Source organism: Paraburkholderia sp. GAS32 (genome assembly GCF_050434225.1).
In the GTDB taxonomy this organism is placed as follows: Bacteria; Pseudomonadota; Gammaproteobacteria; order Burkholderiales; family Burkholderiaceae; genus Paraburkholderia; species Paraburkholderia madseniana.
The window spans coordinates 66,222-81,066 of the sequence record NZ_JBNPVS010000037.1 but is presented as its reverse complement, the minus strand read 5'-3'; the positions used below and the strand labels follow the sequence as shown (position 1 = coordinate 81,066).

The following is a 14,845-nucleotide window of genomic DNA, read 5'->3' as shown; positions in this document are numbered from 1 at the left end:
TGCGGAGAGCGGCGATGAACCCAGTTCTCAGATTAACCGGTGTGTCGAAGCGTTATGGCGCGCTGCAGGTGACCGATGACATAAGTTTCGCTGTCGAACGCGGCGAGACGTACGGCATTCTCGGCCCGAACGGCGCGGGCAAGACCACGCTATTCAACCTCGTTAGCGGCGACGTCCGGCCCGATCAGGGCAGCGTCGAATTCGACGGCGCGGATGTGAACCACTTGCCGCCGCATCGCCGGTGCGCGGCGGGGATCGGCCGCTCGTATCAGGTGCCGCGGCCGTTCGGCGGCATGACGGTATTCGAAAACCTGCTGGTCGGCGCAACCTTCGGCGGCGAACTGGCCGAGCATGCTGCCTACGACGTCTGCATGGATGTACTCGAACGCACGGGTCTCAAAGCGCGTGCCAACCAGTTGGCCGGCACGCTGGGCCTGTTGGACCGCAAGCGCCTCGAACTGGCCCGCGCTTTGGCTACGCAACCGCAACTGCTGTTGCTGGATGAAATAGCAGGCGGCCTGACCGAACCCGAAACGCACGAACTCGTTGACGAGATTCGCCGCGTGAAAGAGGCGGGCGTGACGATCGTGTGGATCGAACACGTCGTGCATGCATTGCTCGCGGTGGCCGACCGGCTGCTCGTCATCAACTTCGGCAAACGGCTCGCCGAAGGCCTGCCCGGCGCCGTGATGGACGACCCCGAAGTGCGGCGCGTGTACCTCGGACTGGAGGCATGACCATGTCGGCATTACTGGAGACTCGCGCGCTGAGCGCGTTTTACGGCGACTTCCAGGCGCTGTTCGGCATCGATGTAACGGTGGCGCAAGGCGAGGTGATTGCGCTGATCGGCTCGAACGGCGCGGGCAAGTCGACCTTTTTGAAATCGGTGGCGGGCCTGCTGCGTCCCCGTTCCGCCGGGCAGATCCTGTATCGCGGCGAGCCGGTCGGCGGCGCGGCCGCGGCGAGCATCGTCGGCAAGGGTATCGCGCTGGTGCCGGAAGGACGGCGTCTGTTTGCGAGCCTGAGCGTCGAGGAAAACCTGCTGCTCGGTGCATTTTCCAAACGGCCCGGCCGCTGGAACCTGCAAAGCGTCTACTCGCTGTTTCCGGCATTGCGGGAGCGTCGTCACCATGCGGGCACTGCCTTGTCGGGTGGTCAGCAGCAGATGGTCGCAATCGGCCGTGCGCTGATGAGCAATCCCGATCTGCTGATGTGCGACGAACTTTCGCTCGGCCTCGCGCCGGTGATCGTGCGCGAGATCTATGCGGCGTTGCCCGAGATCGTCGCCGGCGGCATGAGTGCGATCGTCGTCGAACAGGACGTGCAACTGGCGCGCCGCGTGTCGTCGCGTTTCTATTGCTTCCAGGAAGGGCGTGTGTCGCTGGCGGGTGTATCGGCCGAGGTGTCGGACGAGGCGATCACGCAGGCATATTTTGGAGCGGTCGTATGAACACGTTCATCAATATCGTCGTGCAGGGTGTGCTGCTGGGCGCGCTGTATGGGCTCTTCGCGATGGGTCAATCGCTGGTGTTCGGCGTGATGCGGCTCACCAACACTGCGCACGGCGATTTCATCGTGTTGCTGGTGTTCGTGCTCTTCGCGCTGACGAACTACGCGCATCTGCCGCTCGCCGTGTCGCTGGTTCTGCTGCTCGTGATTGCGTTTGGCGCGGGTTACGCGGTGCAGTACACGATCCTCAACCGGGTGAGCAGCCGCGATCCGCTGCCTTCGCTGATTGTCACGTTCGGATTGTCGATCGTGATTCAGAACGTATTGCAACAGGTGTTCTCCGCCGATCCGCGTTCGATCGCAACGGGCAGCTTCGAGTCGAAGAGCCTCACGCTCGCGGGCGGCATCACGCTGGGCTATCTGCCGCTCGTCACTTTGGTCGTCACCACCGCTTTGGCTTTCGCCATGCAGTGGCTGTTTGGCCGCACGCCGCTTGGCCGCGCGTTTCGCGCCACCTCTGATGATCGCGAGATCGTGCAACTGATGGGCGTCTCCTATCGCCGCACCTATGCGCTGGCGATGGGCATCGCGTTCGTGTTGATCGCGGTCGCTGCCGCGCTGTATTCGATGCGCACCGCGGTGTCGCCGACCGATGGCCCGGCGTTGCTGCTGTACGCGTTCGAAGCAGTGATCATCGGCGGGATGGGCTCGTTCTGGGGCACCTTCGTCGGCGGCATGGCGCTCGGTATTGCGCAGCAGGTGGGCTTTTACTTCGATCCCGGCTGGGGTATCTGGCTTGGCCACGTGGTGTTTCTCGGCGTGCTGGTGGCCCGGCCGCAGGGCTTGCTGCCCAAAACCGCATAGAGGCTCGACATGACGATGCATATGAACCGGCCCGCAGGGGGCTTCGAAGTGCGGCGCGCGACCCGTGCGAGCCGCGTGGCGATGATCGTGCTGCTGATCGTCGCGCTGGCGGTGGCGAGCGCGCCATGGTGGGCAGGGCGCGATGCGATGCGCGACTTCGTGCAGCTCGCGTCGTATCTGGTGTTCGCGCTGATGTGGAATCTGCTGGCGGGCTATGGCGGGATGGTGTCGATCGGGCAGCAGGCGTTCTTCGGCATCGGCGGCTATGGGATGCTGATTCTCGCCAACTACTGCGGGATCTCGCCGTTCGTTGCTGTGCCGATCGCGGCGGCAATCGCAACGGTCATCGCAATTCCGGCATCGATGGTGGCGTTCCGGCTGGAAGGCGGTTACTTCGCAATCGGCACGTGGGTGATCGCCGAAGTGTTCCGGCTGACGGTGGCGAACGTATCGGTGCTGGGCGGTGGTTCGGGCACCAGCCTCACCGCGCTGCAGGACGTGCCGCGTGCGCTGCGTGAATCGCTGACGCTATGGCTCGCGCTCGTTATCGTCGCGGCGGCGATCGGTCTGCTGTATCTGTTCCTGCGCTCCAAAGCCGGTCTCGCATTGACCGCGATGCGCGACAACGCCGTGGCGGCCAGCAGTCAGGGTGTCGACGTGAAGCGTGCAAGGTTGCTCGTCTATCTGGTATCCGCGTGCGGTACGGCGTTGGCCGGTGGTCTGTATTTCGTCGGCAACCTGCGTATCTCACCGGACGCGGCGTTCTCGGTGAACTGGACCGCGTTCGGTATTTTTATCGTGATGATCGGCGGCCTGGGCACGCTCGAAGGGCCGATTGTCGGCGCGCTGATTTTCTTCGTGCTGAACCAGTTCCTCTCCGACTTCGGCACCTGGTATCTGATCGGACTCGGTGCGCTGGCGATCGTCGTGACGATGTTCTTTCCGCAAGGGCTGTGGGGCTTGGTATCGCGCCGCTACGGACTGCAATTGTTCCCCGTGGGACGCCGCGTCGTGTTCGTCGACGCCGGCGCTTCACAGCAAGATTCACAACAAGCTTCACCGCACGATGCATCGACCGATTCTGTCGAGACACCGTCGGCTCCCCATCGCGCATGAGGTCGACAATGAACGACGAAACCATTCATCCCTTGACGCAGAACGTGCTCAGGACGTTTGCCGACTGCACCGATCCGCGACTCAAGCAGATCATGACCGCGCTGGTGAAGCATCTGCATGCGTTTGCCAGCGAAGTTGAACTGACCGGCGAGGAGTGGCGCCGCGGCATTGAATTCCTGACTGCGACCGGCAACAAGTGCAGCGGCATTCGCCAGGAGTTCATTCTGCTGTCGGACACGCTCGGCCTGTCGATCATGGTCGACGCGATCAATCACGAACGCACCGGCGACACGACCGAGAGCAGCCTGCTCGGCCCGTTCTATCGCGAGGGAGCGAGAGATGAGGCCTTCGGTGCCAACATCGCGCGCACCGAAGGCGAGCCGACGCTCATCCACGGCCGTCTCGTCGACGAGCGTGGCGCACCGGTGCCCGGCGCATTGATCGAGGTGTGGGAAACGGCCAATAACGGCATGTACGAAGGCCAGGACCCCGATCAGCCCGAGAGCAATCTGCGCGGCAAATTCCGTTCTGGACCGAACGGCGAATACGCATTCAGAACCATCAAGCCGACCAGTTATCCGATTCCGACCGATGGCCCGGTCGGACAGATGTTGCTCGCGACCGGACGTCATCCGATGCGGCCTGCTCATATTCACTTCCTGATCGAGGCGCCCGGCTACGAGACGCTCACCACCGCGTTGTATTCCGCTGGTGACCCATATGTCGACTCCGACGCGGTATTCGGCGCGAAGCCGTCGCTCGTAATCGACTACGTGCCGAACGACAGCGTGGCGGCCGCGAAGGAATGGGACTTGCCGAGCCCGTTCTTCGAAGTCCAGCGCGACTTCGTGATGAGTCGGCGACTCGCGTGAGGAGGGCACGTCATGAATGCGGCGAGTCCCGAACCTCAAGCGGGTTTTATGTGCACGCTCGACGATATTCCGGACGGCGGCGCGCTGGAAATTGCCGCTGAGCAAGCGGGTGCCCCTGGCATCGTCGTGGTGCGCCGGGGTGACGACGCCTGGGCCTATCGCAACGTCTGCCCGCACTTTTCGATTCCGCTGAACTACGAGCCGAACACGTTCTGGGCCTACGACGCCGAATTGCTGATGTGCGCACATCACAGCGCGATGTTCCGTTTCGAAGATGGTCAGTGCATTGACGGTCCGTGTCAGGGGGCGGCACTCACGCGCGTTGCCATTCGTATCGAGCAGCGAAATATATTCAACAGCGAATGAAGGAGACGGGCATGAAGAGGACGAAGTCGAAGCGCTTTTCGATAGCAGGCTGCACGGTCGCGTTGATGGTGCCGGGTTTCGCAGGCGCGCAAAGCAGTGTGACACTGCAAGGCGTGATCGATGCGGGCGTCACTTATGTGAACAACCAGCATGGCGGCGCCGCGACGCTGTTCGACAGCGGCGTGCTGTCGCCGGATCTGCTGACCTTCAAAGGCAGCGAGGACCTGGGCGGCGGCAATAAGGCGATCTTCGAACTCACGTCGCAGTTCGATCTGGGCAGCGGCGCGACGATTCCCGGCGCAGGGCAGCTTTTCAACCGCACGGCCCTGGTTGGACTCACCAACGACCGCTTCGGCTCGCTGACCTTCGGCAATCAGTATGACTTCATGTTCGAAACGTTGACGCTCGGACTGTATGACGGTGCGTTCCTGTTCGGCGGGATCTACGATTTTCGCCAGGGGCCGTTTACCGCGTTGGGCGTGCCGAACAATCCGACCGGCTCATTTGACTTTGACCGGATGGCCGGCGCAACGCGCGTGGCGAACTCGGTCAAGTATCGCAGCCCGGATATCTCGGGCTTCACTTTCGGCGCGCTCTACGGATTCGGCGGCGTGCCCGGCTCGTTCTCCTCGGACTCGACGATGAGTTTCGGCGCGAACTATGCGAACGGTCCACTGGGCGTGGGGGCGGCGTACATCGAAGTGAAGTATCCGCAACTGGGCAACGGTCACGACGGTATCCGCAATTTCGGCGTGGGTGCGCACTATAACTTCGGCAGTGTGCTGGCCATGCTGCTGTACACGAACACGAAAAATACCGCGAGCGGCGCGAAGATCGATGTCTACAAGGGCGGCGCGTCGTGGACGATCTCCGGGGCATGGACCCTCGGTCTCGACTATGCCTATATGAAAGGCAACGACGTGCTGCTGGACAACAAGGCGCAGCAGATCACCACGGCGCTGCAATACAACTTTTCGAAGCGCACCACTGGTTACGTCGAAGCGATTTATCAACGCGCGGGCGGCGATGCGGCAGTGACGCGAGCGTGGATCAACGGCTTGTTGCAGCCGGACGGCGCGGCGAGCAACCGGTCGCAGACGCTTGCGCGGATTGGCTTGCGCACGAGCTTCTGAGAGAGTTCGACTAAAGACGGGACGCTAACTGGCTGCGGCGCAGCCGCAGCCATTCAATCGCAATCGGTTGCGTAGTTCGCAAATTCCTACATCACCCTGTCTACACGCGTACTCAGGGTTAACTATGGCATCTTTAAGCTTTGACATCGGCATTTTTGCAATTTACTATGCAAACGATTGCACTGATGGAGATGCCCTGTGGAAAATTCGAACCATCTGAAGAACATCGTCGACGACGCCGCTTCGATAACCGCGGTTGTCAAGGCGGCAATGAGCCAGACCGACAATCCTCGGCTCAAGGAACTGCTCGACGCGCTAGTGGACCACGGCCACGCGTTCCTTAAGCAGGTGAAGCTGACCGACGAGGAATTCGAGAAGGGTCTTGATTTCGTGAGGGCGGTCGGCCTGGCTTGCAACGACAAGCACAATGAGGTCGTTCTGCTCGCCGACGTGCTGGGTCTCTCAACCCTGGTTACTTTGCTGAACAACTCGGACGCAAGCGGTCGCACGCCGGGCGCCTTGTTGGGACCGTTCTACCGGGGTGACTCGCCGCAGTATGCGAATGGTGAATGCATCGCATGCGAGAACTCACCCGGCTCCCCGCTCTTCGTGAACGGACGCGTACTCAACACCAAAGGCGAGCCCGTTGCCAACGCCAAGGTCGACGTCTGGCAGGCCTCGCCAGTCGGTTTGTACGAAAACCAGGACTCGAGCCAGCCCGACAAGAACCTGCGCGGTCACTTCTACACCGACAGCGAAGGGCGGTTTACCTGCAAGAGCGTGCGCCCTGCCGGCTACCCTGTGCCCACCGACGGGCCGGTAGGCGTGCTGCTTGAAAGGCAGAATCGCCACCCGTTCCGGCCAGCGCATCTGCATTTCGTCATCATCGCGGAAGGCTATGCGACCCTGGTCTCGCAGGTGTTCGCCGACGACTCGGAGCACCTGAATTCCGACGTCGTGTTCGGTGTCAATCGCCGTCTCGTTGGCACGTTCCAGCGCCACGATTCCGGCACGGGTCCGAAGCGAGACGTAGACAGGCTGTACTACACGCTCGACTACGACTTCGTTCTTGCCGAAGGAACGCCGACCTATCCCACGCCCCCCATCAAGTAAAGAAGAGGTCTCACGTGTCCAACACACTTTCAGGGAAGGTCGCGGTTATTTTGGGCGGAACCGGAGGTATCGGCGCTGCTGCGGCCCGCCGTCTTGGGCAAGCTGGCGCCCGCGTCGTTGTCGTCGGTCAGCATGACCTGACCAAAGCTCAGCGCGTGGCCGACGATCTGCCGGGCGAGGGCCACACCGCGGCGCTCGCGTCCATTACCGCGAGCGAGACTCTGAACGCGCTGGCCGGGCTGGTGCGTGACCGGTATGGCCGCGCGGATATCCTCGTGAACACGGCGGGCTTCACCCAGCCCGTCAAGCATTCCGACCTGAATGCGCTTACCGACGAATTGATCGATGAGATTCTGAAGGTCAACTGGCGCGGGCAATTTGCCGCCATCCGTGCTTTCCGCGAACTGCTCGATGCGTCGGGGGACGGCCTGGTCGTCAACGTTTCATCGATTTCCGGCACGACGGGTGTTGGCAGCAACATCGCCTACTGCGCGGCCAAGGCCGGGCTTGACGTGATGGCCGCATCGCTTGGCCGTGCACTTGCACCTCGCATTCGTGTCCTGAACGTGTCCCCGGGGGTGGTCGACACGTCGTTCGTTCCCGGCCGTGGCGATGATTTCAACGACAAGGTTGCGGCCACCACGCCGCTAGGCCGCATCGGGACGCCGGACGATATTGCAGCGGCCATCGAGGCCTGCGCCACTCATCTGACATTCAGCACTGGGGTGACCATCGTCGTGGACGGTGGCCGTCGTCTGAACTAGTTGCAGCGAGGCCTGATATGCATTCCCGCAAGACCATCATCACCTGCGCTGTAACAGGCAATATCACCAAACCGGAGCAACATCCGGGGCTGCCGATCACACCCGCGCAGATCGCGACCGCCTCGCTCGAGGCTGCACGCGCCGGTGCGGCAGCCGTTCACATCCACGTGCGTGATCCCGAGACGGGGCGGCCCTCGATGGATGTGGCGCTTTACCGGGAAGTCATCGAGCGCATCCGCGCGATGAACGTCGATCTCATCATCAATCTGACCACGGGTCCGGGCGGCCGCTTTATTCCGAGCGACGACGATCCCAGAGTTGCGGCGCCTGGCACCACCTTGCTGCCGCCGGAGAGGCGCGTCGAGCATATTCTCGAGCTCAAGCCGGACATTTGCAGTCTCGACCTGAACACGATGAACTCCGGCGGCGACGTTGTCATCAATACACCTAAGAATGTCACGCGCATGGCCCACGTCATCCGGGAGGCGGGCGTCAAGCCGGAGCTGGAGATTTTCGACTCAGGTGACTTGCACCTGGCGTTGGACCTGATCAAGGAGGGCGTTCTTGACGGTCCGGGGCTGTGGACCCTGGTGATGGGCGTCAAATACGGTTTCTCGGCCAGTCCGGAAACGCTTCTCTACGCGCGTAACCTGCTACCCCGTCAGGCCACCTGGTCGGCCTTCGGTGTCGGCCGTTCCGAATTCCCGATCGTCGCCCAGTCATGGTTGGCGGGCGGCCATGTCCGGGTCGGCCTGGAAGACAACATTTACATTGCCAAGGGTGTGCTCGCTTACAGCAATGCGGAGCTGGTCGCGCGTGCGCGCGACATCGTGCACTCGCTGGGCGGCGAACTGGCGACCAGTCAGGAGGCTCGCGAGCTTCTGGGGCTGAACCGATGAGCGCGTTTCAGGACGCGTCGGTATTCGGCTCGACCGGTCATCTTGACCTTTTAGGAAAATAAAAAATGAAAACAGTTCGTGTATTGGAAAAGAGCGCCGATATCGACTCGCTCGATCTGCACATTGGCGCGCAAGATCCGCCGGACGTCGAGTTTGCCGAGTGTCTCGTGCGCGTGGTGAGTGCCGCGGTGAATCCGAGCGACGTGAAGGCTGTGCTGGGCTTCATGCCGCATGCGGTGTGGCCGCGCACGCCGGGTCGGGATTACGCCGGCATTGTTGTCGAGGGGCCGCAGGAGATGCTCGGCAAGGAAGTGTGGGGTAGCGGCGGCGAGCTGGGTATCCGGCGCGACGGCACGCATGCCGGCTATCTCGCCGTGCCCGTGGACAGCGTGCGTGCCAAACCGGCCAATCTGACCATGGAGGAGGCGGGCGCGATCGGCGTCCCCTTCGTTACCGCCTTCGAAGGACTGCAACGGGCGGGTGGCGTGGAACAAGGCGACGTCGTCCTCGTGCTGGGTGCAAACGGGAAGGTGGGGCAGGCAGCGATACAACTTGCGACCCAGGCAGGGGCCAAGGTGTTGGGTGTCGAGCGCACGAATGCACCGTACATCGGCCATGCGAACGCCGACGTCACCATGATCGACGCCTCGTCGCAAAACCTCGACGAGGTGGTTCGAGAATTGACAGACGGCCATGGCGCTGACATCGTCTACAACACGGTTGGCAGTCCATACTTCGAAAAGGCCAACAAGGCCATGGCGGTGCGCGGGAAGCAAATTTTCATCTCTACCGTCGAACGTCCGGTGCCATTTGACATCTTTACGTTCTATCGGGGGCAGCACACCTATGTCGGCATCGATACGCTTGCACTCGACAGCACGGAAGGTGCGCTCATTCTCGATGCGTTGTTGCCGGATTTCGAACGTGGCACGTTAAAACCGTTTCCCATCGTTGAGGATTTTGTCTTCGATCTCTCCGACGCGGCGCTCGCGTATCAGGCCGTTTTCCGCGGCGCGGCTAACCGGGTCCTGCTCAAGCCATGAACGTAACCCGCTTCGAAGATGCGCCGGAATATTTTCCGCCCAATCACTTTTCGATGCGGTGCGTCCGGCTTCAAGGCCATGAAGCCGGACCGGCGGAGTCGCTGTGGCTAGGCGTTTCGGCGATCGAGCCGGGCGGCTACACCACCTCGGATGCGTCGCCCGTTGAAAAACATTATGTGGTGCTGGAAGGTGAAGTCGTCGTCATGACCGATGAGGGCGAGGTTATTCTCGCGGCCTTCGATTCGTGCCGCATTGCGCCGGGCGAACGGCGAGCATTGCACAATCGGTCCCGCCGCCCGGCGAAGATTCTGCTGGCGATGCCGTTTCTGCGGCCTGAGCACTGCGGATGAGGCGACGGCAGTGATTACCGCCCGCGTGCTTTCCATGGCGATCTGCAAAAGCTGCACATGACATATTCCGCCTGTGTGGTGACGGATGTGCGGCTTGGCGCGCGTGATCAGCGGCATGCCCAATCCGCCGCGGTCGGCTGCTTTCTCTATGTGCGGCGAGGCGGCGTGTGGATAACGGCTGAACGGCGCGCGTACTGTGTGACAGAGGGCAACGGCGTGTGGCTTCCGCCGGCCGTCGCACATAGCGTCTGTGCGGTGTACGGAGCCGATATTTGCGCGCTTCGAATCGATGCCGGGCTAAGCGCCGATTTCGTACCGGCGGCGCGCGTTCTGAACTGCTCTGACGTATTGATCGCGATTTTCGCGGCCACGCAACGATCGACTATCGAACGCTCATTTGCAGCGGTCGTGGCTCTGTTAGCCGACGAACTGCGTGCGGTGCCTGAAATCGCCGGGCATTTTGCTGTCCGCATGCCGTCATCGGGAAGCCGTGTCGCGGCGCTATGCGAGGCGCTGCTCATCCATCCAACCAGGGATATGGCGATTGCGGACGCGGCAAGCCGGGCGAAAGTCAGCAGCCGTACGTTGAGCCGGATTTTTACCCAGGAACTGGGCGCCAGTGTCGGCCAATGGCGCCGGGAGGTGCAGGTAGGGGCGGCGATGTGCGCGCTTGTTCACGGGATTTCCGTAGCGGAGACGGCCCGTGTTCTTGGGTTCACGTCGAGCGCGTTTTCGACGCTCTTTAAATCACGGATCGGTAACGCGCCGCGCGAATGGCTCGCGCGTCAGCGCACCAGACCGCGTGAACGAAGCGCTTCAGGTTGATGCTTGGCGCTTCTGTGCTCATTCGGCACTCAATCAGCAGAAGCAGGCGCGGTTTTCGGCGTTCTCGCTCGCAGCGGCGTGTTGCGTGGCATGGCGGTCGAGCCGCGCACCATCAGTTCGGGGGGGAGCGTAATGCGGTGTGGAGCCGCGCCCGGTGTCGCGATCATCCCGAGCAGCAGTCTCGCGGCCTGCCTGCCCATTTCCCGGTGCTGGATACGCAGCGTGGTTAATGGCGGATGGAGCATGTCGAGAAGCGGCATGTCGTTGTGACCGATGAGCGAAATATCTTTCGGGCAAATCAGACGTTGTTCTGCGAAAACGTCATAGCACCCCAGCGCGATCAGGTCATTTGCGGCAATGATCGCCGTTACACCTTTGTGCTCCTTCAGCAACTGGTCGCAGGCCACCTGGCCCGCTTCGCGCGTGAATTCGGCGGCCTCGAGGATAACCGTCCCAGTCAGGCGATGCTGCTGCGTCGCCATCTGGAAGCCCTGGATTCGCGAGAGCCCGGTTGCGAGGCGCTCAGGACCGGCGAGATGCGCAATCCGCTTGTGCCCTAACTCCACCAGGTGATCGACCGCAAGCTTCATGGAGAGGAAGTCGTCGTTGATCACTTCCGGCACATGTCCGCCTTCCTCCGCGCGATTCACCAGCACGACGGGTATGCCGTCGAGAATGCAACGCCGTACTAACGGGTCGTGACGGGCAGCGGTTGCGAGAACGAGGCCGTCGACCTGGCGCTCGAGCATCTGCTCAAGCATGCGTTCCTGGTCTTTCAACGTGCCAACGGTATTGGCGATCAGGACGCCATAGCCAACGGCCGCGAGTTCTTCTTCGATGCCACAGACAATTGGCGGGAATACCGGATTCTCGATATCGGGCAAGCACACCCCGATCACCCTTGACTGCCCCCCACGAAGCGCGGACGCGAGCTTGTTCTGACGGTAACCGAGCGATTTCGCGGACGCCAACACTCTGCGGACGACTTCGTCCCCAATCAGGTGACGGGTTGCAGGATTGAGGGCGCGCGAAACCGTCGACGCGTTGACAGACGCATGCAGCGCGACTTCGCGAATGGTGACGCGGATCGTTGCCCGGGATTCTGATGTTTTGGCCATGGAAGTCATTGTATAGGTGCAAAGGGTTGCTCTCAATGTTGCAAGTACAAACCCTATGCGCTGAGCGTCATAAATGAATTGACAAAGGTATCTGCCTGGCTAGTATGTGCATACGTTTGCATAAAATTTGTTGCATGAAAGAAAGTGAGAATGGCAGGCGAGATGCAGTAAAAGCTTAATAATTGATTTGCTTTTAAGCAAACGATTGCATCGATTGTGCGCAAGATTGGAGGTGCTTCCCGGGATGCATTCCCGCAACCGGGCTGGCGTACCGGATTCGGGCACTCGCTTGAGGGCCGCCAAAAAACAGTTAAACGGAGACGACCTTGAAACTGACGACAGAACTGACGAGCCGACTGGCGAAAAAACGCATTCTCAGCGCCTGTGCGTTTGCACTGGGCATTGCCGCGGGGCCAAACGCATTTGCGACTGGCGAGAGCGTTGCGGCTTTCTACAAGAATCAGGTCGACCCGCATTTTGCGCTCGTCCACGCCGGCGTCGAGGCGGCAGCAAAGGATCTCGGCGTTTCGGTGACCCACTATGCGCCGACGCGGCCCAATGATCTCGGCGAGCAGCTCAGCGAGCTCGAGGACGTTAGTGTCAAGAAGCCCAGCGTTGTGCTGTTCATGGGCGTCAATCCTCATGGCGTCGTTCCGGAGATCGAGAAGGTCAACGCGATCGGTATCCCGATCGTCAACTACAACGATCGAGTGGCAGGCGGAAAATTCGCCTCCGTCGTCGTTGCCGATGACTTCAATCTGGGGCTGGACGTCGGCCGCTATCTGCTGAAGAGCCTGGGCGGGAAAGGCAATGTCGTCATTCTTGAAGGTGTGAAGGGCTCCACCACGAGTGACGAACGGGTCCGCGGTTTTCACAAGGCGCTGGAGGAATTTCCGAACGTCAAGCTCCTTGCCTCCCAGCCTGCGAACTATCAGCGTTTGCAGGCGCTTCAGGTGATGGAAAACCTGATTCAGTCAAATCCAAAGATCGACGGTGTTCTCGCGGCAGCGGACGTGATGGCGATGGGTGCCATTGAGGCATTGGAGGCGGCCGGGCAGAAGCAGGTCAAGGTGGTGGGTATCGGGGGCGTGCCGGAGTCGGTCAAAGCCATCAAGGACGGTCGACTGCTGGCGACGGCCGAATTCAACGGCTACAAGATGGGCTGCATTGCCACGATGGCGGCCGTGAAGACGGTGCGTAAGGAGTCCGTTCCGCAGACCATTCTGATCAAAGGCATCGTCATCGACAAGACGAACTATGCGCCATTCGAAGTGCCCGGCGACAAACGGCAGTGTCCGAAATGGGGCGATGTCGTGAGCAACTAACGAGCCCGGAGTTCGCGTTGTCGCGATGCCGGATTCTCGCTCGAACGATACGCCGGCACCGCCAGTGACTGCTCAAGCCACAAAACGAAGGCAAACATGGAAACAACGATTCCGACCGATGGCGTGCCTCTTCTGGAATTGCGCAAGATCTGCAAAAGCTTCCCGGGTGTGCGCGCCCTGACTGACGTCGACCTTCAGTTGTATGCCGGTGAAGTGCATATGCTTCTCGGGGAGAACGGTGCAGGGAAGTCGTCCTTGATGAAAGTACTGTTCGGCGCGTACAGAGCGGACTCCGGCGAGTTCTTCAGCGACGGCCGACCGATAACAATCGAGTCGCCTGCCGACGCCAAACGACTCGGCATCGCGGTGATCTTCCAGGAGTTCTCTCTCGTACCGCACCTGAACATCGCGCAGAACATCTACCTTGGGCGCGAACCGCGCAATCGCTTTGGCCTGATCGATCATCGCAAGATGCATCTCGACGCGAGAGCCGCGCTCGAAGAACTTGGCCTTGCCTACGATACCCATGCGTACGCGGCCGACCTCGGCGTCGCGCAGCAGCAGATGGTGGAAATCGCGAAGGCGCTCTCGCACAATGCCCGCGTAGTGGTCATGGACGAGCCGACGGCAGCGATTTCCGACCGTGAGGCCGAGGCGCTGTTCAGTGTCGTCAGGAAGCTGCGCGAGTCCGGTGCCGCGATTGTCTATATTTCGCATCGCATGAAGGAGGTGTTCGACCTGGGCGATCGCGTCACGGTATTGCGTGACGGCCGTCTGGTGCGGTCGATGCCGGCCACCGTGGCGACACCCGATGAACTGATCGCGTTGATGGTTGGCCGGTCAGTCGGAACGGTGTACAAGCGCCAATATTTCGGCGAGCCGGGCAAGGTCGCGCTCGACGTGCGCCAACTGACCACCACAACAGGCGTCCGAGGTGTCGATCTGCAGGTCCGGTGCGGCGAGATCGTCGGACTCTCGGGACTTGTCGGCGCCGGGCGCACGGAAGTCGTGCGGGCGGTCTTTGGCGCAGACCCGATCGAAACCGGCCAGGTCGCCGTCTTTGGTGAGGCTGTGACCGGCGGTCCTCACAAAGTCGCGGCGATGGGCGTGGGTCTGATTCCTGAGAACCGGAAGCAGGAAGGGCTGGCGCTGAAGCGCTCCGTGCACGAAAACCTGCTCACCGCCAGCCTGTGGAAACTCTTTCCGAGAGGATGGTATCAAGCGGAGAAAGCAAGGAGTGCGACTAAAGCGCTCATCGATTCCTTGCGGATCGCTCCCGGCGACCCCGGCAAGAGCGCTCGTGTCCTCAGCGGCGGAAATCAGCAGAAGATCGTGATCGGCAAATGGCTCAGCGCCGGCTGCCGGCTGTTCATATTCGATGAACCGACGCGCGGCATTGACATAGGCGCAAAGACGGAAATTTTCAATCTGATCGAGAAACTGATTAAAGACGGTGCCGCCGTTCTTCTCATCAGTTCCGAATTGTCGGAGATTGTTCACGTTTGCGATCGCGCATACGTCATGCGCGAAGGCGTGGTCTCGGGTGAATTGCCCAGAGAAAGCTTGAGCGAACAGAACATTCTTCGCCTGGCAATGCATGGGAGTTAA

The 14,845-nt window shown here is 61.2% G+C and carries 16 protein-coding genes; 15 read left to right on the top strand and 1 reads right to left on the bottom strand.

All coding sequences use genetic code 11. The features are described 5' to 3' along the window. Positions 1 to 14: 14 nt before the first annotated feature. From P3T25_RS34235 to P3T25_RS34175, 13 genes are all read left to right on the top strand, one after another. The gene (locus P3T25_RS34235) at positions 15 to 737 is read left to right on the top strand and encodes an ABC transporter ATP-binding protein (protein ID WP_097396162.1); all 723 of its coding nucleotides are present in this window, start codon (positions 15 to 17) and stop codon (positions 735 to 737) included. A 2-nt stretch (positions 738 to 739) separates the two neighbouring features. Beyond that, a complete protein-coding gene (locus P3T25_RS34230) occupies positions 740 to 1,450 on the top strand; it encodes an ABC transporter ATP-binding protein (protein WP_154566117.1) in 711 nt (236 codons plus the stop codon). Further along, entirely contained in the window at positions 1,447 to 2,313 is an 867-nt protein-coding gene (locus tag P3T25_RS34225; protein WP_054041271.1) for a branched-chain amino acid ABC transporter permease, read from the top strand. The genes P3T25_RS34230 and P3T25_RS34225 overlap by 4 nt, the downstream gene beginning before the upstream one ends. 9 nt (positions 2,314 to 2,322) lie before the next feature. Beyond that, positions 2,323 to 3,429 (top strand): branched-chain amino acid ABC transporter permease, encoded by a 1,107-nt coding sequence (locus P3T25_RS34220; protein WP_154566116.1) that lies wholly within the window; start codon positions 2,323 to 2,325, stop codon positions 3,427 to 3,429. Positions 3,430 to 3,437: 8 nt separating this feature from the next. Further along, entirely contained in the window at positions 3,438 to 4,301 is an 864-nt protein-coding gene (locus P3T25_RS34215) for an intradiol ring-cleavage dioxygenase (protein ID WP_233465081.1), read from the top strand. 12 nt (positions 4,302 to 4,313) lie between these two features. Continuing rightward, a complete protein-coding gene (locus P3T25_RS34210; protein ID WP_154566114.1) occupies positions 4,314 to 4,667 on the top strand; it encodes a Rieske (2Fe-2S) protein in 354 nt (117 codons plus the stop codon). A gap of 11 nt (positions 4,668 to 4,678) precedes the next feature. Beyond that, positions 4,679 to 5,800, top strand: coding sequence for a porin (locus P3T25_RS34205; protein WP_429361427.1), 1,122 nt, complete (start codon positions 4,679 to 4,681; stop codon positions 5,798 to 5,800). A 270-nt stretch (positions 5,801 to 6,070) separates the two neighbouring features. Next, positions 6,071 to 6,913, top strand: coding sequence for a dioxygenase (locus tag P3T25_RS34200; protein ID WP_154566133.1), 843 nt, complete (start codon positions 6,071 to 6,073; stop codon positions 6,911 to 6,913). A gap of 14 nt (positions 6,914 to 6,927) precedes the next feature. After that, a complete protein-coding gene (locus P3T25_RS34195) occupies positions 6,928 to 7,677 on the top strand; it encodes an SDR family NAD(P)-dependent oxidoreductase (protein ID WP_168435953.1) in 750 nt (249 codons plus the stop codon). Between the two features lie 17 nt (positions 7,678 to 7,694). After that, complete coding sequence (locus P3T25_RS34190) at positions 7,695 to 8,576, top strand: 3-keto-5-aminohexanoate cleavage protein (RefSeq protein WP_154566112.1); 882 nt, start codon at positions 7,695 to 7,697, stop codon at positions 8,574 to 8,576. Positions 8,577 to 8,641: 65 nt separating this feature from the next. After that, positions 8,642 to 9,619 (top strand): quinone oxidoreductase family protein, encoded by a 978-nt coding sequence (locus P3T25_RS34185; protein WP_266240479.1) that lies wholly within the window; start codon positions 8,642 to 8,644, stop codon positions 9,617 to 9,619. Continuing rightward, positions 9,616 to 9,969 carry a cupin domain-containing protein gene (locus P3T25_RS34180; RefSeq protein WP_429361423.1) on the top strand — a complete coding sequence of 118 codons (354 nt, stop codon included), beginning with the start codon at positions 9,616 to 9,618 and terminating at the stop codon, positions 9,967 to 9,969. The genes P3T25_RS34185 and P3T25_RS34180 overlap by 4 nt, the downstream gene beginning before the upstream one ends. Positions 9,970 to 10,026: 57 nt before the next feature. After that, complete coding sequence (locus P3T25_RS34175; RefSeq protein ID WP_429361421.1) at positions 10,027 to 10,794, top strand: helix-turn-helix domain-containing protein; 768 nt, start codon at positions 10,027 to 10,029, stop codon at positions 10,792 to 10,794. 29 nt (positions 10,795 to 10,823) lie between these two features. Here P3T25_RS34175 and P3T25_RS34170 read toward each other — a convergent pair whose 3' ends face one another. Beyond that, the gene (locus P3T25_RS34170; protein ID WP_429361419.1) at positions 10,824 to 11,912 is read right to left on the bottom strand and encodes a LacI family DNA-binding transcriptional regulator; all 1,089 of its coding nucleotides are present in this window, start codon (positions 11,910 to 11,912) and stop codon (positions 10,824 to 10,826) included. A 326-nt stretch (positions 11,913 to 12,238) separates the two neighbouring features. On the opposite strand from P3T25_RS34170, the gene P3T25_RS34165 reads away from it, so the two are divergent. Continuing rightward, entirely contained in the window at positions 12,239 to 13,237 is a 999-nt protein-coding gene (locus tag P3T25_RS34165; protein ID WP_429361417.1) for a sugar ABC transporter substrate-binding protein, read from the top strand. Positions 13,238 to 13,333: 96 nt separating this feature from the next. Beyond that, complete coding sequence (locus P3T25_RS34160; protein ID WP_429361415.1) at positions 13,334 to 14,845, top strand: sugar ABC transporter ATP-binding protein; 1,512 nt, start codon at positions 13,334 to 13,336, stop codon at positions 14,843 to 14,845.